The sequence below is a fragment of the Algivirga pacifica genome (assembly GCF_039543525.1).
Lineage (GTDB): Bacteria > Bacteroidota > Bacteroidia > Cytophagales > Flammeovirgaceae > Algivirga > Algivirga pacifica.
Genome location: NZ_BAABJX010000021.1, coordinates 1 through 21547, shown reverse-complemented (window position 1 = coordinate 21547; position 21547 = coordinate 1). Strand labels below are relative to the sequence as shown.

The 21547-nt window shown below is 41.6% G+C and carries 14 protein-coding genes; 10 read left to right on the top strand and 4 right to left on the bottom strand.

From position 1 onward, the window contains the following. Positions 1-74 precede the first annotated feature (74 nt). Complete coding sequence (locus tag ABD985_RS06605) at positions 75-3224, bottom strand: hypothetical protein (protein ID WP_345370264.1); 3150 nt, start codon at positions 3222-3224, stop codon at positions 75-77. 277 nt (positions 3225-3501) lie between these two features. Between ABD985_RS06605 and ABD985_RS06600 the strand changes: the two genes are divergently transcribed. From ABD985_RS06600 to ABD985_RS06585, 4 genes are all read left to right on the top strand, one after another. Beyond that, positions 3502-3996, top strand: a complete 495-nt coding sequence (locus ABD985_RS06600) for a cytochrome P460 family protein (RefSeq protein ID WP_345370263.1) — start codon at positions 3502-3504, stop codon at positions 3994-3996. 307 nt (positions 3997-4303) lie between these two features. Further along, the gene (locus tag ABD985_RS06595) at positions 4304-4858 is read left to right on the top strand and encodes a YceI family protein (RefSeq protein ID WP_345370261.1); all 555 of its coding nucleotides are present in this window, start codon (positions 4304-4306) and stop codon (positions 4856-4858) included. A gap of 7 nt (positions 4859-4865) precedes the next feature. After that, positions 4866-8090, top strand: coding sequence for a SpoIIE family protein phosphatase (locus ABD985_RS06590; protein ID WP_345370259.1), 3225 nt, complete (start codon positions 4866-4868; stop codon positions 8088-8090). Continuing rightward, entirely contained in the window at positions 8032-8973 is a 942-nt protein-coding gene (locus ABD985_RS06585; protein WP_345370257.1) for a DUF5777 family beta-barrel protein, read from the top strand. The genes ABD985_RS06590 and ABD985_RS06585 overlap by 59 nt, the downstream gene beginning before the upstream one ends. 143 nt (positions 8974-9116) lie before the next feature. Here ABD985_RS06585 and ABD985_RS06580 read toward each other — a convergent pair whose 3' ends face one another. Then, on the bottom strand, positions 9117-10814 hold the full coding sequence (locus ABD985_RS06580; protein WP_345370255.1) for a DUF6909 family protein: 1698 nt from the start codon (positions 10812-10814) through the stop codon (positions 9117-9119). A 312-nt stretch (positions 10815-11126) separates the two neighbouring features. Here ABD985_RS06580 and ABD985_RS06575 point away from each other — a divergent pair, with 312 nt between their 5' ends. Continuing rightward, the gene (locus tag ABD985_RS06575; protein WP_345370254.1) at positions 11127-14471 is read left to right on the top strand and encodes an alpha-mannosidase; all 3345 of its coding nucleotides are present in this window, start codon (positions 11127-11129) and stop codon (positions 14469-14471) included. Between the two features lie 83 nt (positions 14472-14554). Here ABD985_RS06575 and ABD985_RS06570 read toward each other — a convergent pair whose 3' ends face one another. Then, on the bottom strand, positions 14555-15298 hold the full coding sequence (locus tag ABD985_RS06570) for a class I SAM-dependent methyltransferase (RefSeq protein ID WP_345370252.1): 744 nt from the start codon (positions 15296-15298) through the stop codon (positions 14555-14557). 679 nt (positions 15299-15977) lie between these two features. On the opposite strand from ABD985_RS06570, the gene ABD985_RS06565 reads away from it, so the two are divergent. After that, positions 15978-16811 (top strand): sulfurtransferase, encoded by an 834-nt coding sequence (locus ABD985_RS06565; RefSeq protein ID WP_345370251.1) that lies wholly within the window; start codon positions 15978-15980, stop codon positions 16809-16811. Positions 16812-16887: 76 nt separating this feature from the next. Here ABD985_RS06565 and ABD985_RS06560 read toward each other — a convergent pair whose 3' ends face one another. Continuing rightward, complete coding sequence (locus ABD985_RS06560) at positions 16888-17910, bottom strand: SPASM domain-containing protein (RefSeq protein WP_425550438.1); 1023 nt, start codon at positions 17908-17910, stop codon at positions 16888-16890. Positions 17911-18148: 238 nt separating this feature from the next. Here ABD985_RS06560 and ABD985_RS06555 point away from each other — a divergent pair, with 238 nt between their 5' ends. The 4 genes from ABD985_RS06555 to ABD985_RS06540 all read left to right on the top strand — a co-directional run bounded on the left by ABD985_RS06555 (position 18149) and on the right by ABD985_RS06540 (position 21440). Then, entirely contained in the window at positions 18149-18427 is a 279-nt protein-coding gene (locus ABD985_RS06555) for an acylphosphatase (RefSeq protein ID WP_345370248.1), read from the top strand. A 245-nt stretch (positions 18428-18672) separates the two neighbouring features. Then, positions 18673-19695, top strand: coding sequence for a helix-turn-helix transcriptional regulator (locus tag ABD985_RS06550; protein WP_345370246.1), 1023 nt, complete (start codon positions 18673-18675; stop codon positions 19693-19695). Then, on the top strand, positions 19692-20279 hold the full coding sequence (locus ABD985_RS06545; RefSeq protein WP_345370245.1) for an acyl carrier protein phosphodiesterase: 588 nt from the start codon (positions 19692-19694) through the stop codon (positions 20277-20279). The genes ABD985_RS06550 and ABD985_RS06545 overlap by 4 nt, the downstream gene beginning before the upstream one ends. Positions 20280-20285: 6 nt before the next feature. Further along, complete coding sequence (locus tag ABD985_RS06540; RefSeq protein ID WP_345370243.1) at positions 20286-21440, top strand: hypothetical protein; 1155 nt, start codon at positions 20286-20288, stop codon at positions 21438-21440. Positions 21441-21547 lie beyond the last annotated feature (107 nt).

Below are 21547 nucleotides of genomic sequence, written 5' to 3'. Positions count from 1 at the left end.
AATAGATCAATCAACAGTTCAACTCGAATCAACGAGCGAAGCTCAATTCAACGATTCAACGATTCAACAATACATTATCCTCCGAAGTAGCCTTTTTTAAATCGCTTAAAGTTCCTATGCTTAAACCACAAAAAGCCACTTTTCACCGGCTTGATGGTAGAGAAAGCCTTTTTTGAGCTCATTCCTTTATAATGATTCTTGTGCAGTAAAGCCATTTCCATACCCAAGGAATAATAGAAAGACTCTTCCTGTTCTCGATGCATTAGCTCCTTCAATAGGGCATTGAAGAGCGACTTCTCCTTGTGATCAGCGGCATAATACAAGGTGTTGCTACGAAGAAAAGCGACATTTTTATGCTTGACAAAATACGTTTTGGGTGTTGGGTGCTCTAGCCCTCTACGGAACAGTTCGTGCTTCTGGTAATAGTCTTTCAGACTGATGTATTGCTCCGTGGCTTTATTGAATAAGCCTTCTTCGATCAACGACTCGATCGCTAGGCGCTCTCTTTGATAGGTGATGGCGTACTGGTAGCGGCTCAATAGCTGCTGTGCTTTGGTGCTATCCATACCACATTCCTGATACTGTTGTGTAAGAGAAAGTGCCTGATCCAATAGGTCTCCTGCATATGCATACTGATCCTTGAAAATCTTAGCCTCTGCATCTTGGAGCATCTGTTGATAGTCGTCGGTACGGTTCAGGCAAACAGCCTCGGCCATGCGTTGCTCAATCGTAGTTTTTTGCTTGAGTTGTGTGCTGTTGGGGCTATATTGGTATTTCTTAGAAAGGTCCCTTAGATCCCACAAACGTAGTTCTACTTGCTTCAAAGTGTTGTCGCTTACACGCCCTTCCTCATTGAAATCCAGCATACTTAACAAGACTAGATTTTCTTGGGTATAGAAAAGCTGCATGGCTTTTTGCTCCTGAGTACTCAACGCTTGATCCAATGCCGAAATGTTAGCTTTGACTGCTCTGGCTTCCGTAAAGGAAGAAAGGGCTTGTAGGTATTCTTTTTCCTCAATATGACGTTGGCCAATATGTAGGGCAACGTACCCTTGGTTTCTTTTGGTCAACTGAGTGATCTGCCTATTGGCTGCCGGCAATAGGGAGGCTTTTTCGGTGTAAACTTGCGCTTGATCTAGATTACTTTCCAATAGACGGTAACCTTCCGATAAAAGTCTAAGTTGTACTTGTTTGCGCAAGTTTATTAGGGTATTGCTGCGGTTGCTTACCCATTGCTTACCATTCTCGAATTCTTGTTGTGCCAACACAAGGGCATCCATGGCTTGCCCTGGTTGGTTTTGCGTCAGTTCACCACGACTCAATTGTATCTGGTGATCTACAAAAGCCGTATAATAGGACTGTTGTCGAAGGATCATGATACGGGTTTTGTTAGGTGTGTTAATCGGATACTCCTGATTTTTCCCAATAGAAAGCATCAACTCCATCGCTTCCTTGGCCTTGTCAAAAGCCTTGAGACGAAGGAAAGTCAAGACCTCTTGCTCGGAATGATTGAACTGTGCCGTATAAAAGGTTCTCTTTAGTTCATATAGTGCACTCTGTTCTTTGGATTGCATCCATTGCTCATGCTTATCGTAGTAGTTTTCTACCGAGGCAATAGACTGCTCTGCTTGCTCAAAACGCTTTTGTTGGATCAACGCCAGTGCTTTATTGAGTTCTTGCTGGAAGATGCCTTGGTAGCAGATGCGCATTTCAGCGCTCAGGGCTTGCTCATCCACACGGATACGATGCTTGTCGATGATCTGTTGACAGAACTCGTAGCGAGATAAGGCTCCTTCGTAATCACGATTCTCTTGTGACTTTTTACCACTGCGATATAGGGAAAGGTAAAGTCTTTTGTAAGCGGGAGACATACCTCCTTCTACAGGAACTTCTAGTTTCTTAGATAGTTTTTCCAACTCTACCAATTTGCGGTAAGCTTTGGGATATTGTGCTTTTAGACTTAATCTTCTTGCTTCTGCAATATAGTCTTCATCATAGATATGCTGGTAAGCCTCCGTCACGTACTCTTCTGGGAGAGTAGTTTCTTTTTGATAGGTTTGGTGGTATTTTTCGGCCTGTTCTAATAGATTAAAATCCCTTTCCTGAATGCCATTGGCAATCATATCGTCCAACGCTTCACTTCTACGCTCTTGGAGTTGTCTACCTGCTTCTTCTGTTTTGAGAGGGATACGAGGTGTTTTCATATCCAATGCCAAATAGTACCATTTTGCCGCTTGCTCAATGTTGGCAGTTTGTTTTCCTCTATTGACATAGTATTGATAGATACGTTGGTAGAGTTGCTGACTTTTACTTTTAAGGGCAGGTGTCATGGACATCGCAGAAGCTTTTTGAATATAGTCTATACTTCTTTGATAGTCATTCTTCTGGTATGCCAATTCTGCAAGAGCAACCAAGGGATCAGGAAATGGGATGCGTTTCTGCTGAGCCGTTTGGTGTGCCTGCTTTAAAAGAGCTTCCGAGTGAGCTTGCATTCCCTTTTCATAATATAATAAATGAAGGTCTTTCTGAATGCTAATAAGCGTTTGTCGATGTGCCTGTAATTGCTTCTCCAAAGTAGAGATGCTTCCTCTTAGTCGTACAGGGTCCGTTTGCTGCAGGGGAAGTAGCCCGGCAACCTCCTTCATATCATTCAACGTCCCTTCTGCTTCCTCAATAGTATTGTGGTTTTTGGTATAGGCCTCTGGGTCGCTCAATTTCATTCCGGAAAGCTTTTGTTGTAATTGCTTATACTGCTCTCCTAGTTGATAATATTGATCGACATTCTCTTCAGTAATATTTCCTTCCGTTCTATAATTAGCCTTGACGCGTTCTACCTTGAGGGATAGTTGATGAATAGCTAAGGTGTCTTTAACGTTATAGGTCACAGTACTGCCTTGTAGATATTTAAGTGACTTTCGGAAGCTACTATATCCCTTTTTGGATAGAATAAAGGAAATGTCCTCTAGCTTGGAAGGACTCAGCGTGAAAGCACGATAACGCTTAGAAGTGCTTTGCTGTTGCTCAATATTGAATTGGATGTTCGCAGTATAAGCTTTCACCCTAGGTTGCGGACTTTTATATTTAGGATTTTGTTTAAGGGTAATGACGGAGGTCATGCCCTCTTGCGGGTGTTTTTGTGTAATACGCTGTGCAAGAGCTGTAGAGAAGCTGCTGCCGTATAATAATATCACTAAGAATAGTATTGTTTGTAATTGTTTGTTCATAAAAAGTCAGCGATTAAAATGTAAAGATGCGCTTAAAGTATAATAATTTCTTGTGAATAATAAGAGCTTTATTCTTCCAAAAGATATGGTTTCATATAAACTCTAAAACAAATAATATCCTTTAGGGGACAATGGGTGGACATTGCTTGCGTTGAGATAGTGCTACGCTTTCTAAATAACGTAATATTTTGTATAATGGTGTTTTGGTGTGCCCTGATATCAACACCCGATGACTATTCCATCCTTTTTTATAAGGTAATCTGGAAACTGAACAAACATGAAGCTAAAAACAATTATCATTACCATGGTCAGCTTGATCTCCTTGCTGAACATTACTGCCTGTGTGTACAACGATGCCGTTACGCTCTATGAGGAAGAGTTTATCTTCAGCCCTGAAGATATAGAAGGGTATCAGGAGTGGACGATTATAGACTATTCAGACCGTCCTGATATCAATCAATGGAGAACGATTTATATCAATAAGCCCGAGGAAGCTGATCGTACAGAAGGGAGTTACCCGTTGGGGACAATTCTCGTAAAGGAAGGGAGAAGCTACTCTGACCGTACCAAGGTGGTTAGCCTACAGGTGATGGCCAAGCGTGGAGGAACTTTTAATCCACTAGGAAATTATTGGGAGTGGGCCTATACGGCTAGTGGAGATATTCATGCCCTGAATGATTATCGTGGAGATAATTCCCTTACCCTGAATGGAAATACATGTATTAGCTGTCACCAAGGATACAATGATTTGGTGGTGAAGCAGTATAAGTAAGGACATCAACTGTATGTAGAAAGAGTCCTGCAGTCATATCATTGCATGACGTGTGTAACGCTACGGCCAGTGGTAGAAACTGGTCGTAGGGTCAATGCTGTCAACTTAAGCTGAAAGTAAAAAGGTAGAAACTGGTCGTAGGGTCGACCACGTCATGTAATGATACGACCTGAAGCGGGTTTGCACTACTCTTTCTATATGCATTATTTCCTTAAGTTGACGGTATTGTGGTCGCCTCGAGATACTGTTAAATGAACGAAGTTAATCGATAACCAATAACCGCTAAACGATAACCAAATATCAAAATATGAGAATGAAAACTTTAGTTACCGCATTGCTTATTTTCCTAGCCTCTCTGGCGGGGGCGCAGCAGCGTATGTTGGTTTCCAAAGGGAGTGTACATTTTACTTCTAATGCCCCTTTAGAGGTAATTGACGCCTCTTCCAATGCACTTAAGGGAATCTTAGAAATGCCTACTCGTAAGTTTGCTTTTACGGCGGCAATTAAATCGTTTAAGGGATTTAATAGCTCCTTGCAGCAACAGCATTTTAATGAAAACTATTTGGAGAGTGATCGTTACCCTAAAGCGGTATTCAAGGGGAAAATTATTGAGAAGATAGATTTTACTCAAGATGGAACTTATAAAGTAAGGGCCAAAGGGAAGTTGTCTATCCACGGATTAGAACAAATCCGCATTTTTAAAGTGAATTTAAAGATCATTGAAGGAGTGGTGCATTTTGACGCTAAGTTCAAAGTCCCATTGTCAGATCATGATATTTCTATTCCTCAGATTGTACATCAGAAAATTGCTACTGAAATAGATGTAGCGATCCAAGGACTATTTGAAGCCCCTCAACAATAAATTCTCTATGCTACTAACCAAACGATGGCTACTGTCCATTCTTTTTTCTTGTTTCTTGCTGATTAATGGTTTCTCCCAGCAGCTCTTTCTGAAAGATTACCCTTTTAGCCGTAAGCTAAAAGGAACCTACCCCAAGACGGTCTTTCAAGGAGAAAATGGGATGTTATGGATTGGTACCAACAAGGGATTGTTTCGTTTTGACGGAACAACTTATCAACGTTATGGAGCGGACTCCCTACAAGTAACCGCTATCGCCGAATCTACAGAAGGAGTTCTGTGGGTAGGGTTACAGGATGGTCGTTTGCTGTCCATGCAAAATGGCGAGCTTGTATTTTTTGAGCCAGAAGAAGGAAATGCCGTGGAGGCGGTTTCTGATATTTTATTTGACCCACAAGGACGGATGTGGTTCTCTACGCTGGGGGATGGTGTCTATTATTATGAGGAGCAGCGACTTTATCGCCTGGATGAAGTGGATGATATGCCAGACATCTATGTCTATGATCTAATGTTGGACAAGGGTGGTAGTGTTTGGGCTGGAACAGATGGAGGAATTGCTGTAATTAATAAGAATGCGAAAGGGGTGTCTATTGAGGTGATAGACTCCTCCATTGGATTACCTGATGATATTGTCAAGAATATGATTCCTGCCATGGCACAGGAAGGCTATTGGATAGGAACGGAAGATATGGGGGTTTATCACTTTAACCCTACAGAGAAGACCTTCACACCTATTGTTGATGAGTGGAATTATGGAGCAGTAGAAAAATTAGTGGTAAGCGCTTCTGAGCTATGGGTACTGACGCGTAATAAAGGAGTGGTGAAATGGGATTGCCAGGAGAAAAGTGTTTTGTATTATACCAAGGCTCAAGGGTTGTCGACACATGATTTGAGTACCCTATTTGCTGATCGGGAAGGGAATATCTGGATGGGTAGTAAAAAAGTAGGGTTGGAGCGTTTGCCTGCCAATCGTTTATTATTTTATGAGCCTCTTAGGACACAAACGCAAGTTGTTGCCCTGGGGATCTATCAGGAGGCGCTTTGGTTTGTGGATAAGGGAAAACTATATCATTACGAGGGAAATGAAATTATTCCAGTATCCCTATTGCCTGAGCAAGTAACGGCCATATCGATGTATGGAGATACGCAGGGTGGTGTATGGATTGGTACTTATGGAGAGGGTGTCTTTCACCTTTCAAAAGAAGGGATATTAAAGCAATATAAGACAGAGTTGCCAGACCCTAATGTGATCAATATAGAAGGGGATGATAAAGGAAATATTTGGTTGGCAACCCTGAGAGGAGGTTGTCATATTTCACGGGATCAGAAAGGAGCGTATACCTTTAAAACAGTTGCAGCAGCAGAAGGGCTGGATGCGGACTATATCTATCAGGTTTTTGTAGACTCCAAGGAGAATGTATGGTTTGCCACCGATGGACATGGGGTGATGATGATGGAGCAAGGGTTATTCCACCCTTTGCCTGAACTCAAAGCATTGGAAAATAAAGTTATTTATGGATTAGCGGAAGACGGTAAGCATAGGATCTGGATTAATGTTAAGGGAGAGGGTTTGTATTGCTATGAAAAAGGGAAGCTGGTCAAGCATTTTGGGATGGAAGATGGCTTGAGGGATAATGAAGTGAAGGTGTTGAAGGCAGATAAGGATGGCAATATTATCGCTTTCCATGATATGGGATTAGACATTTATGAAGTGGAACAGGAACGCTTTGTCTACCTGGGGCCAGAGGATGGTTTGCGTGATCAAATGCCATTCCTGAATGCGGTAACGAAAAGTCATGCAGGGGATTTATTTTTTGGAACAGATAAGGGGATTATCCGTTATGAGGAACTTCATAGTCAAAGGGATCAATTACCGAAATTATTAATTGATGAGGTGAAGCTTTTTGGTAAGGAACCACTTTTTGGGGAGTCATTAGATTTGGGCTATGATCAAAATTATCTCACGATTTCCTTTGAGGGACTATGGTATTCGGCTCCTTCATCTTTACGGATGCGTTATAGAATGAAAGGGTATGATCGAGATTGGATTAATACCTCATCCCATATCGTTACTTATTCTAACCTTCCCTCTGGAGACTATGTATTCGAGGTGGAAACTTCTTTGGATGCCACTTTTGAGCAAGTGGTATATCAATCTTTGCCGATTAGTGTAGGAAAACCTTTCTGGGAGCAAGCCTGGTTTATTCTTTTAGTGATTTCAGTTCTTGGATTTTCTGGGTATTGGGCCGTTAAGCAGAGGGAGCAAAAACTCAAGGAGGATAAGCTGTTATTAGAAGAAAAGGTGAGGGAACGTACAGAGGAGATCCTGATCAAGAATGAGGAGTTGCGTACAGCATTTGAGGATATAGAAACGAAAAACAGCAAGATTACCAAGAGTATTAATTATGCCCAACGTATACAGCAAGCATTACTGCCCTTGGAAAAGAACCTTTTGCAGGTATTTCCACACCACTTTATCTACTACCAACCAAGGGATATTGTAAGTGGTGATTTTTACTGGGTAGGCAGGCAAGGGGAGAAAGTGTTCTTTGCTGCAGTAGATTGTACCGGGCATGGTGTGCCGGGCGCATTTATGTCGATGATTGGGGCATCGGTATTGAACGAGGCGATTAAAAAGCCGGGAATTACGCCAAAGCAATTATTGCTCTTGTTGGATAAGGCAGTGATTTCTTACCTAAAGCAAGAAGAAAAGAACCGTAGTCAAAATACTTCTATGGATGGAATGGACGTATGCCTGATCTCATGGGAGCCATCTACGAATCAATTGGTGTATGCGGGTGCCAAAAGGCCATTGTATATGCTACAAAACAAGCAATTGATCGAGATCAAGGGCGATCGAAGAGCGATCGGTGGACACGGTAATTTTATTCATCGAAAAAGCTCGTCCTTTACGGAGTATACCATGAGCATTGAAGAGCCTACCGCTTTATACCTTTCGTCTGATGGGTATGCCGACCAGTTTGGTGGGTTGGAAAATAAGAAATATACGACCAAGCGCCTGAAGCAATTCTTGGTACGTATGGCAGACTATACGCCAAGGGATCAAAGGATATTATTTGAGGAGGAAATACAGCGCTGGAGAGGAGGAATCAAGCAAACGGATGACATCCTGTTTGCTGGTATATTTTTACACTATGATAAACAGGATAACCCTGATGAGCAAACTAGAAACCAACAAATCACAGAAGATGCAAGTGTCATTGAAAACGAATAAGTATAAAGGGATACTATTGCCATTGCTATTGGGTGGATTTTTGATTTTCTCCCCACAGTGGCTTAACGCACAGGATGATCTTCTGGAGATGCTTGAGGATACGCCTCCTACCGAAACCTATACGGTGTCGACCTTTAAAGGAACAAGAGTGATTAACTCTCAGTCCGTAGATATACAACCGGCCAAGGAACTACAATTCTCCATTTCTCACCGTTTTGGTGCCTTGAATACAGGGATACAAAAATTCTGGGGATTGGATGAAGCAGTGATCCGATTGGGGTTTGAATATGGCATTACGGATCGATGGGCCGTGGGACTGGGACGAAGCAAGTATCAGGCGACCTATGACTTTTATTCCAAATTTAAGATTCTAGAGCAAACGGAGGGAAAAGATACCTTTCCATTGACCATGGTACTGAATAGTAATATGGCCTTGAGAGGAAGTGGTTTTGATCAGCCAGAGGTGGATGAGGTATTTGTCAATAGATTGTTTTATACCCATCAGTTGTTGGTGGCTCGAAAGTTCGCTTGGGGATCTTTGCAGTTGATGCCTACCTATACCCATAATAATATTAGAGAACTATTGGTAGAGTCTAATGATATGTACGCCATGGGATTGGCAGGGCGCATTAAATTGACCAATCGTTGGTCTTTCTTGTTTGATTATTATTACCTGATAGACGATGAGTTGAAAACGGTATTCCAGGAGCCGTTGGCTTTGTCGCTAGAGCTGGAAACAGGTGGCCACGTATTCCAGTTTATCTTCAGTAATACCAACCATATGACGGAGAAGTTGTTCCTTACCCGTACGCAAGGGCAATGGTTGAATGGAGATATTCACTTTGGCTTTAATATCAGTAGAACCATCCCATTCCATAGATAATGGTTGTTGAATCGTTGAATCGTTGAATGGAGCTTCGCTCGTTGATTCGAGTTGATGTGTTGTATGAGTAGTAACATCAATCAACAGTTCAACTCGAATCAACTCACCGAAGGTGAAATTCAACGATTCAACGATTCAACAATTTACTTTAAGATTTTCTCCAGGATCTTCTGTGTAATCACATAAGTGGGTTTCACGCCCATATTCCCAAGACTTCCTGAGGCTAGTGTACTTCCGGTTTCCAATGGATTATCCGAAGCATAGTACGCATAACGGACGATCACATCTTTACGGATATTGGTCCGTATACGGGAGGCACCTTGTATCGCTTTTTGATAATGAGCCCCTTCCATCTCCAGACCTACAGAGTTCCATGAGGACTCCTTGAAGTACTCCAAGATATCCTTGTTTTGAAGAGAAGTACCCAATACGGTGATCATAGAGCCTTCATAGGTATTTAGGTCCTCTATGTCAGCAAAGTCTTCTTTGGAGAAGTCATTATCAAAAGGATAATTATCCGCAGTACCCTCAAAAATATGAGAAGAGGGAATCATAATATCTCCCTTTCCTCCATATAAAATTCCAGCTTTACCCATTACAGAAATAGAGTGAACGTTCATGCAATGTGGCTTTTCTAAACTAGGGTGCTTATAAGGTTTCAGGAGTTCGTCCATGGTCTCAAACGCTTGCTCTCCAAAGGCATAGTCCATAACGACAATGACGGGCTTTCGAGATTTAAGCCCTTTTAAGTCCCCTTTGATTTCCTCCGGAAGTTGTTTTAGGTCGATCTTATCGGTATCAAAAATCTGTACCGCAATATTGGTCCCGGTATTTTCACGAATCATATGCATCCCGTGGTCGAGGGCATAGTGAAGGATTTTGTCTCCCAACGGGCGATTCTTGTCTCTTGTTAATTCCTGTATCCCATCTAACAGAGATAGTTTTTTGTATCCTCCCCCTAGTGCTTCCTTAAAATATAGGGAGTTCATGACGCTATGCAAATTGGCGCTGATAATGTGAATCTCTCGATCCATCAGACCATTTTCATGTAAATACTGTTTGATGCGATTGGCCCATCGTTCGCCGTAGATATGGTGCCCTATACGGGTACGTAAGGCAGGGGAGAAGCTAATGTGACGAGGCTCGTCGTTAAACGTCTCATCAATCGCCAATTTGCCTAGCCAGTAAACAATATGGAATAATCCATTATTATGCCCCTCATTTTTCTGGAATCGATGGTGGGCTGTTCGCGTTTCCTCATAGGTACGCCCTAGGATAGTACTCAGGTACGTAAAAGCAACCTCTTCGGCTTCAGGGTCATGAGTACCTCCATTAAGAACAATTTCTTCCAGCTTTTTCCATTCCCTTAGCGGTTGCCCTTTTTCATTAAGGGATTGACGCATGATTTTTTCAGCCTGTATGTAAAGGAAAGTTAGATGTGTCAGAATATCATAGATCTCACTTTTTCCTCTGGTCACTTCAATGAACATCTGTTCCTTATCGATACGGTAGCAGTTTCTTCTACGGGCCGCAGGAATGATTTTCTTGAAGTTGGCCTGTTCGTAGCCCTCTTCTGAGACGAGTTTAATGAACCGAGTTTCTTCTATACCCTTAGGCAATCGATCGATCACATAGGCCAATCCATCCAACTCTACTTTGGTAGGGTCATCGATAGAACCATAGATTTCTGGTCTAAGAGCGATCAATTCATCAATAAGGGATTGTCCTGAGGCTCCTGATGGTTTGTAGTATCCTCGGATAAAGAGGTGGCGCATGGCGACATAGATGCGTTCAATGGCCCCTCTGGATTCTTGTGCTCTTGATAGTTGTATATGCTTCATATGTTGAGTCGTTGAGTAGCACTTCGTGCTGTGGAGTTTCACCGTCAGTGAATTGAGTTGCTTTATATAGGTTGATGCTTTCGCTTAATGATTCAAACTTAATATTAACCGATAAATAATATACTATACTATACCTGTAACATCATTCTAAAGAACTTGTTTTTCAAGCAATAATCCAATTGAGGATAAAGGATAAAGGAAGAAAAATCATTTTTATAATTTACCTCTTACCTCCTCCCTGTTATCCTCATAAATTTCCTTTGGATTTTCAAAAAAGAACACTTTTCAGTGTATTCACAGGTATTATTCGGTATGAAAAAGTTACTGATTTACCTATTGATAACGCTGTGGGCAACGGCTGTTTTTGCCCAGCGTTCTACCGTGAAAATACCGGAACAAACCTTAGACTATATTAATCGTGTAGCGGAAGGAGATCATTTAGCGTTGGAAGGCGGGCATATGGCTTTGGATGGTCATGTGATGCCTTACCCTTTTTTTGAATCCCATGAAGTACTATACCTCTATCGATTGAGCCAATTGAGGCACCATACCATTTGGAAGGCGGATAGTGTGTGGTATAAGGAAGGTTGGGACAAAAGTTTCCTGAAACAAGATGGGCGAAAGATTGGAAAGAAAATACCTTCTTCTGAGTTAGTGGGAGGAAGACATACGATAAGTACGTATTGGATGAAAGTGCCTAAATTACCCGAATCGAAAACGGGTTTTGAACGTTTTTTTTGTTTGAAGCCTATGGACATGTCTTTAGTAGGCTGGCCTGAGACCACCATCTATATGAATGGAAAAGTAAAAGCAGCCTTATTGAGACAACATTTTTACTGGTCCTTGAATCAATTGCAAGAAGAAGGGACTGTAGAGGATATGCAATTGTGCTTGAAAAGTTTTGGGGTTTTTGACCAACCGAGAGGGTATCGGGAAATTAGTATCGTAGAAAGAAATCCACAAATAGATCAACTATACTGGTATCTGAGGGTGTGTGTAGAAGCGGCATCCATTATGGAGCCGGAGGAACATGGATACAAGGAGATTCGAGCATTAGCCGATAAGATTATGGCCTCCTTGGACTTGGATCAAGCGGGGACAGTGCCATTCCAGGGAAAACTGGCACAGCTTATGCCTCAAGTGGAGACCGCATTTAAAGATATTCAGGCGATGGCTGTATCTTCTCCTACTTTATTTGTTATGATGCATGGGCATTTGGATAGTGCCTGGCGCTGGACTTTTGAGCATACGGATGAAAAGATTGAACGATTGGTCTTGAATAATCTCTACCTTATGGACCGCTATCCGGAGTATCGTTATGTTTTTACGACCCCTTATCATTATGAGCGCTTAGCAAAGCTATACCCTGATCTTTTTGAGCGTGTACAAGAAAAAATCCGCAATGGACAATGGAATGCCAAGGGAAGTACTTATGTGGAAAATGACATGAACCTTCCGGGGGGAGAAAGCATTGTTCGGCAGTTTCTGTATGGACTTCAATATTTTTCGGATACACTGAAGGTTAAGAAGAAAGCGTTATTTATGCCGGATACATTCGGGTATCCTCCATTCCTACCACAGATTGCGAACAGTTTTGGGTTGGATCACTTAGTAGCTATGCGTGTCAATACCCCTAAAATTGATCATTCTATTTATCGATGGAAAGGGATGGATGGGAGTGAGCTTTTGGTCAATGGATTAACGACTCCTGCCTGGGAATATCCTTTTATAGGAGCCGTACACGGTCACAGAATTGAAAAGCCTGAACTCATTACAACTTATAATGCTCCAGATCCCGGACCACGAAGAGCGAGAGGTACATGGGAGCAGTTTAAGGATGCTGACCGTACGGATAAACAACTGATGTTGATCGGTTGGGGGGACGGTGGTGGTGGAGGTACTGAAGATCAAATAGAGCTTATGCGCTATGGACATCAACTACCTTCTTTTCCGAAGCTTGAATGGACAGACATGAATGACTACCTGGATAAACAACTGGCAAATAAAGAGGCTTTTGAGGTGTTTGATCAAAGAATTCTGGCCAGAAGATTTATCCAACGGACTTTTATGATGGCCAACGGAATCAAGAAACACAATAGGGCTGTAGAGCAACGGCTGAGAGAGGCAGAAGTACTGAGTGTATGGGCTACAAAATATGGAAAGGAGTATCCTGCAGAGCAGTTGACAGACCTTTGGAAGCAGTTACTGGTACACCATTTTCATGATGTGATTACCGGAATGGCTGTGCCAGAGGTCCTCACGGAAGCCAATCGCACGTTAGCAGAATTGGAATTGGAGGTTAGAAAGTTAAGAGATGAAGCCTGGTCGGTAATTCAGGAGAATAGGACTTTTGAGCAGGAAGGGATATTGGCGTTCAACCCAGCGGGTGTGGTAAGAGAAGGCGTGGTGACCTTACCTCATATGGATATGCCTAAAGGGAAGTTTCATTTGGTAGATGCAGAAGGGCAAGAAGTAGCTTCAGCGATCAATGAAAAGGGTAAGCTATTGGTGCAGGTAGATACGTGGCAACCTATGAGTTTTAAACAGTTATATTTTAAAGAAGGAGCTTCTTCTAAGGCGATTGTACCGGCATTGTCAGCAAGCAAACGGACCCTTGAAAATACTAAGGTAAAGGTGGTTTTTAATAAGTACGGGGAGATCGAGCGGTATTATGACAAAGTATTAAAGCGGGAGATTGTACCCACTGGAAAAACACAGAACAGGCTATTAGCAGTCGCGCATGATACAAAAAAAGGGTTTGTGCCAATTACTTCAGAGGCCACATTTACAGCATATGAAGCGAATGCATTACAGGCTGGTTTCACCTTGCGTCGTACCTATAAGTCTTCGACTATCGAGCAACGTATCGTTCTCAATCGAGATTCCAAACTTTTGAGCTTTGAAACTGCGTTAGACTGGAATGAAAAGGAAAGATTGGAGGTGGATTTTCCAATAACCTCTACAGCGACAATAGCCAATCATGGGATACAATGGGGAAGTATGCCCGTCACTCGTTCGAGTTATCTGGAAACAGACTCCCTGGAAAAACCCACTTGTGTACATCAATGGGCAGATATCTCCGAGAATGATTATGGGGTGGCCTTGATTGACAATACGCGATACGCCTATAACCTGAAGGAAGGAGGGATTCGTTTGACATTGAGTTATGGAGTAAGAAAGCATCATTTTCCGGAACTCAAAAAGGTGGCATGGAACAAGGATGCTGCTGGAGATACTGGCGGGGAACAGTTTAGTTATGCAATTTTTCCGCATGAGGGTAATCATGTAAGAGGAAAAGTCATACAGACAGCTAAGGCTTACAACACTCCGTTGATAGGGAAAAAGGTATCCAAGCAAGGAGGTAGTGATATGCCGAGTGAGTTGTTCACAGGGCTACCGAGCAATATAATATTGCAGACGGTGAAAAAATCAGAAAAAGGAGATGGTTGGGTGATTCGTTTGTATGAAACAGCACAAAGGCAAACCACTTGTTCCTTAAAGTTTTTGGAGGCTCCAGAAGCACAGCTGTTCTCTGCCAGTATGGGGGAAGAACAACAACAGAAAGTACAGCAGAAGGATAAAGGTTTTGGGTTGACTTTTAAGCCTTTTGAGATAAAAACACTAGTGGTATACCCGGAAGGGTTACCAGTGAAATAAGGCTGTTGAATGATGTCAGTTTATCGGTTATCGCTTATTGTTTATAAACGATAAGCGATAACCAATAAACGACATCTTCGATCTTATTTCAAGGTAAGCTTAGCCAGAAAATCATGGTGGTCTCCCATATACAAGACTTCTGCTTCATAGCCTGCAGCTTCCGCATACTCTTCCAATACAGGGAAGGCAACATATAACCAGTCGAAAGGATCTCCTTTCATATCTTTATATTCCATCCAATAGGAGAGTTGTCCATAGTATTCCCCGGCAATATCAATTAAATAAGAGCCGTCCTCTTCTTGATAGAGATAGATAATATCCGAAGAGTCAAAGATTAACTGTCCTCCTGGTTTTAAGAGTTTCTTGGCATGTTCCAGAAAATAGGCCAGACCGTCCAGGGTACCGACCAATCCAATGCCATTCATAAGCATCAACAGGGTGTCGTATTGCTTCTTTTCGTAGAAGAAAATATTTTCCTGCAAGACTTTCTGCACACCTCTTTCCTTTGCCACTTTGATAGAGCGAGGTGAAATGTCCATGGCCGTAACATCCTTTCCAGCTTGTTGTAACATTAAGGCATGAGAGCCACTTCCTGCTCCAATATCCAGAATCTCACCTTGACAAGCATCCAAGGCTACCCTTTCTAGTTCCGGAAGCTCCTCACCCATACGGAAAAGAAGGGCTGCCGGGATAACATCCGGGTCGCTAAAATCAGAGTTAACAATCACTTCAATAGACTCATCTCCAGTACGGTGGTACTCCTCAATGGCCAATCCCATCGCATCTTTCTCTGGCGACAGTTCCGCTACGTTTGGTAATACAGACATAAAATGTGTTCAATACTTTATTTAAATCTTTACAAAGGTAGGGCACATCCTCCGAATGTCTTGGAGAGGTATGTTAATGATTGTAAATTTATTCTTCATCCTTCATCCTATATAAAAGCAAAAAACCTTACCAAGGAGAAAATTTTCCCTGATAAGGTACTGAAATACGCAAGTATAATGAGGATTAGAATAAAGTAGACATTGCGTAAAAAAAACGGAGTCCAATAATCAGCGAAATGGGAAGCAATAGATACGAAATTCGCTTGACTCCTTTTTGTACATCAGATAGATATTGTATCTGAATAAATGCGAGAATCAATAAAGGAAAACATACGACACCACTTCCTATAATCATCGGAATATTAGCGGAAGAGAAGAATAAAACCAGACTAATGGGAAGTAAAAAGGGAACACATATACTCCACAGTACATGAGTATAGTTGATAGTTGATTTTGCTAAATCAGTATTGGATGGATTACTCATAAATAAAATCGAAAGTTAATAATCAGGAAATCAATTACATTCCTGAAAGTATTGGATTTACCTGAGAAAGAATAGGTAATTAGAAGACTTTTCTATTCTTGTCCACTAATTGTCTACGAATAATCTATGTTTTGATTCGAATGCTTTTATTTGTGAAATTTCAAGAACAATTTTTCATATAGATAATACCAATAAATGAACCAACAACACCTTGTAACAGCAGATTGGCTGAAAGCTCATCTACACGATTCTAACCTTGTGATCTTGGATGCGACCTTGCCCAAAGCGGGACAGCAAGCAGATACCCTAGCAGATCGCTATATTCCTGGTACCCGATATTTTGATATTAAAAAAGCATTTAGCGACCAGGGTAGCTCCCTTCCTAATACACGTCCTTCTTCTGAGCAGTTTGCTGCAGAGGCACAAAAGTTGGGAGTCAACCAAGAGAGTCAAATAGTGGTGTATGATCAGCATGGACTATATTCTGCAGGAAGAGCCTGGTGGTTATTCAAAGCTATGGGACACCAGAACGTAGCAATTCTGGATGGAGGATTACCAGCTTGGGAAAAGATGGGAGGAGAGGTAAGATCCCTGCAGCACTATCAAGGACCTTTAGGTAATTTTACAGCGGAAGAGCAAACAGGGTACTTTTGTGATGCAGAGGAAGTATTACAAGAAATAGGAAGCGAAACAACGACAATATTGGATGCTCGTGGAACAGCCCGTTTTACCGGAGCCATAGCAGAACCTAGGGAAGGCATGAGAAGTGGCCATATTCCATCCTCTGAAAACATTCCTTATACCTCCCTGCAAACAGCAGAAGGAACACTGTTAGGAGAAGAGGAACTGAGAGGGATATTCAAAAATAAAATAAAAGGAGATCGCTTAATTTTCTCTTGTGGATCAGGGGTGACCGCTTGTATCCTGGCTTTAGGAGCGAGTATCCTTGGGTATGATCAGCTTACGGTATATGATGGGTCTTGGAGCGAGTGGGGCAGTAGAAAGGAGTTGCCAGTGAGTAGTGAATAATGAACAGTTATTCAGTTATGAGTTATGAGTTTTAAATTTCACTCCTAACTCCTAACTCCTAACTCCTAACTCCAAACTAAACAAACACCTTCGTCCCTTCCGTACAGTTCTTACAAATCTCAATCTGCGATCGTCCTTTCAGGAGTTGTTGTCGAAATTTTTGATAGGCAGGACTTTTCCACTCTTCCCGAAATCTTTTTTGGGAAAGGTCCCCTAGTTGGTGATGGGCGTCTTTGTCAAAGCAACAAGGAACTATTTTTCCATCCCAGGTAATAACACAGGAATGCCACATTTTCCAGCAACTGTGATCGAGTGGGTTTTTTATCTGATAAGTACTATCGTTTTTTTTGGCATATCGACTGTATTGGTCGAGTGTGGGAATCAATGGGGAGCCTTGCTCATAATCGTAGATCTGGGCTGTCTTTAGTTTTACTTCATTCACACCAAGTTCTTTAGCAAGTTGGTGTACTTCCTCGATTTGATGCTCGTTGGGACGCACGACCAGAAACTGAAAGATAATATGAGGGGTAGGGGAGTTGAGTTGCTTTTTCCAACGAACTACTTCTCTTGTTCCTTCAATCACTTTATGAAGTTTACCTCCCACACGGTACGCACTGTAGGTTTCTTGTGTTGTGCCATCAATAGAGATAATCAAACGATTCAAGCCTGATTCTACCGTTTTCTTTGCTTGTTCACTGCTTAGGTAATGCGCATTGGTGGAGGTAGCGGTATAAATCTTTTTCTTGTTGGCGTAAGAGACCATCTCCAGGAAGTTAGGATGTAAGTAAGGTTCTCCTTGAAAATAGAAGGTAAGGTAGAGTAAGTAAGGAGCGAGTTCATCTATTTTTTCTTGGAAGAAGGAAGCAGAGAGCATCCCCGTTGGACGGCTAAAAGAACGTAGTCCACTAGGGCATTCAGGGCATCGAAGGTTACAGGATGTAGTGGGCTCAAAGGCAACACTAATGGGCATTCCACCATGAATATTCTGTTTACTCCATTTGGATAAATAGTAAGAACCTAAAAGGCGGACCCCGTTCATGACCTTTTTGAGGCTTCCTTTATCGAGTAACTGTAAAAAGTCTTGGTAGTGGTTTCTAATTTTCATGGCATGTAAGGTTGTAGAAGATAAAGATAAAAGGCATAAGTTATTTTCCCTTATTTCTATGCATGCTTTTCTTAACAAATCAGAAGTGCACAATTATTATACCTTCTCTATAGTAGTTTAATGGGAGCGATTAATCCTTGTCATTGAGAAGGTTTAATTAAGAGCTTGTTTGGAGGGCGTATTCCAAACAAGTTCTAAAAAAACATTTCTAACTATGTAAGACAACCATACTATGATCAACCACCTAAAAGTAACCGTAAAAGGCAATGTGAAGGCTATCAACTACCCAAAATATACTTGTGAGCAAGCCAATAAATTAGGAATCAAAGGATTTGTATTGTCTGCTGCGGATGATGCTATTTATATGGAAATAGAAGGAAATGCTCCTGAATTGGCCAAAATGCTATCCTGGTGCAAAAAAGGATCTCCGGAATGTCGGGTGAAGAGTATACAGATCACCTCTGGAGCTTATATGGGGTATACTTCTTTTGAGATGAAGCAATTAAATTAGCCATATACTTCATGTTGAATCGTTGAATTGGGCTTTGCCCGTTGATTCGAGTTGAATCGTTGTATGAGCACAAGTATATATCAATCAACAATTCAACTCGAATCAACGGGCAAAGCCCAATTCATCTCACCAAAGGTGAAATTCAACGATTCAACCTTTTTTAAGCTTACTTCTTCCCTATATTTTTTGTAGTATAGACTTTTTATTTTTCAAAGCGTACCTTTTAGAACTTTTTCCAATTACCTATGAGAAGTAGTAAGCTATCTTTTTTACGATACATGCTCATTGATCATATGATCAGAAGTAAGCAACACCCTTACCCTTCCAAACTTGATTTACTTGAAGCTTGCCAGGATAAATTTGGGGTGAGGTCAGAGTCTACCATTGAAAAGGACCTGAATGCCATGCGGATGGAATTCGAGGCACCTATTGCCTATAGTAAAAGGGAAAAAGGATATTATTATGCGGATTCTAAATTTAAGCTGATGGGCATGAACCTTTCGGCAGATAATGTAGAGGCCCTGCAGTTTGTGGGTGTAATGTTGGAAGGCTTCAGGGATTTACCGGTATTTACAGAGTTTTCAGATGCGGTAGATAAGGTATTGGATGGAGTGGAAATGACGGCTATGGGTAATGATGAAGGCCTCCCTTTCAACAAGGTGATACAGATACAGAAGTCAGATTATACCAAGGGAAGTGAGATGTTGGGTAAGATGATTCGTTACGTCAAGGAACAAAAAGTGGTAGAGATTACCTATCGTAAATTTGGCGCTGAGGAGCCTCAAAAATATACGGTACACGCCTACCTTCTGAAAGAATACAATGACTTGTGGTATTTGACCGGTTATGTGGAAGAACGTGATCGTGTACAGACTTTTGGAGTCGATCGTATTGAGGAGGTTGCAGATATACACAAAGAACTGGTGCCTGCTGATGCAGTGAATTTTGAGCCCGATAACTTTTTTCGCTATTGTTTGGGGGTAACGGCCTTAGCGGAGGAACCACAGGAGATCCTATTGGCCTTTGATCAACAAACGGCTAATTATATTAAAACCTCACCGGTACACCCGACACAAGAGATACTCAAAGAGGAAGGGGGAGCGTGTATCGTTCGCTTGAAATTAGTGAACAATTTTGAGTTGAGAAGCTGGTTGATGAGCTTTGGTCCTAATGTTCGTATTCTGGAACCAGCCTTTTTGAGGGATGAAATTAAGAATGCTTTTCAACAGGCATTGAATGCTTATGACAAACTGGAAAATAAAGCATGAATTTTTTAGCACATATTTATCTTTCTCGTCATGATGAGGAAGAAATGGTGGGCAATTTCCTAGGGGATTTTGTCAAAGGAAGAAACTTGGACCATTATCCTCCCAAACTGTCAGCAGGGATTCGTCTACATCGCCTGATTGATGTTTTTACGGATACTCATCCTATTTTTGAAGAGAGTAAACAGCTCCTAAAACCTTACTTTAAGCGATATACCCCTGTGGTGATTGATATGTTCTATGATCATTTCCTTGCGGCTAATTGGTCGGATTACTGTGAGGAGTCTTTGGAGCAAGAGAGCTTACATTTCTACGATACCATGGAGAAATTTGATGCGTATCTACCAGAAAGAGTCAAGTATATACTCCCTTATATGAAAGCAGATAATTGGTTGCTTAGTTATGCGACAGTAGAAGGAATAGGACAAGCCCTTCAGGGAATTAATCGGAGAACAGGAGGGAAAGCAGGTATAGGAGAAGCTATAGTGCAATTGACAGCACACTATGAGGAATTAAAGGAGCATTTTCAGCGCTTTTTTCCTTTGCTACAGGAATATGTGCAAGAGGTCAGAAGTCAAAACAAATAAACAAACATGATAAGCTACGATTTTTTTGGGATTGCCCATCCCTCAAAGCAAACGTTATATAGCTCAAAACAACAACTGCAGCATACGGCTACTTTTGTGGCAATTGATGGAACATATACAGAGATCGCAAAGAAAAGAATCGCAGAAGGAGTGATGCAGGCACTTCTTGATTTGTCAGAGAACACCTTTCAAGCGGCTTGTCAACGAACAGGTTTTGACGAAACAATGATGTCAGAGGGGATTGCTGTAGCCATCAAAGAAGATAAAATTCATTGGGTCTGCAGACAGTCTTGTGCAATTTTTCTGATGTCAGAAGGAAAGTTAAAGTACTTAGGGCAGTCCCCAGGAAATCGCTTGTATAAAGCACAGCTTTCGCTAAAGCCTACGGATAAGTTATTGGTATTGTCAGCGGTAGCCTTGCAAGGAGTTTCGGAAGAACAAATTGAAAATATACTTAAAGATAATAAGCTGAGTACCCAAGGAAAGATCGATCAATTGCTGACTTCAAAAGAAGAAAACAAGGAGTGGGGTGTATTGATCGAAAGAGAACTATTAGAAGGAGGGGATGTACCTACCACGATCAATACCGAATCAAGAACACCCGTAAATTCAAAACGGTTTTCATTAAGCTTCTTGGATAGAAATGCCTACGCTACTTTTTTGGTATTTTCCCTTTTTGCGGCTTTAATGTTATTGCTATTTTTTTCTTATGAAACTTATTGGGAGCAGAAGCTGGAAAGTAAGGATGCTATAAGACAAGAAGAACAGCTGAAAGTGGAAGAATTGATAGGGCAAATAAAGGAACTACAGGCTGATAAAAAGCAACAGATAAACGCAATCCGTGAGGAAGCTTTTGATCCCTACGATAAGAAACAGTATCGTATGTATGGGTTATTCCGAGATACCAAAAATCAATACTCCAGAACAACGGTTGCAGAACTATTCAATATCTATGCTCCTGCGGCTATCGAAAGTAAAGTGAAGATGGGGGAGCGTTGGTTTGTGGTCCCTGTTAAAGGAATCCACTGGGTAGAGAAGGGGGATACGGCATTCAGTATTGCCAAGCTGTATTATGAAAATCCAGAAAACCACCGCTTGATTACCCGCTTTAATGGGAAGCTAAAGGCAGGGACGTTTGTATTTATCCCATTTGAAGGATAAAGGCACAAAAAAAGGACTTATCAATGATAAGTCCTTCAAGAGAAGTGGTGTTGAGTGGATTCGAACCACCGACACAAGGATTTTCAGTCCTATGCTCTACCAACTGA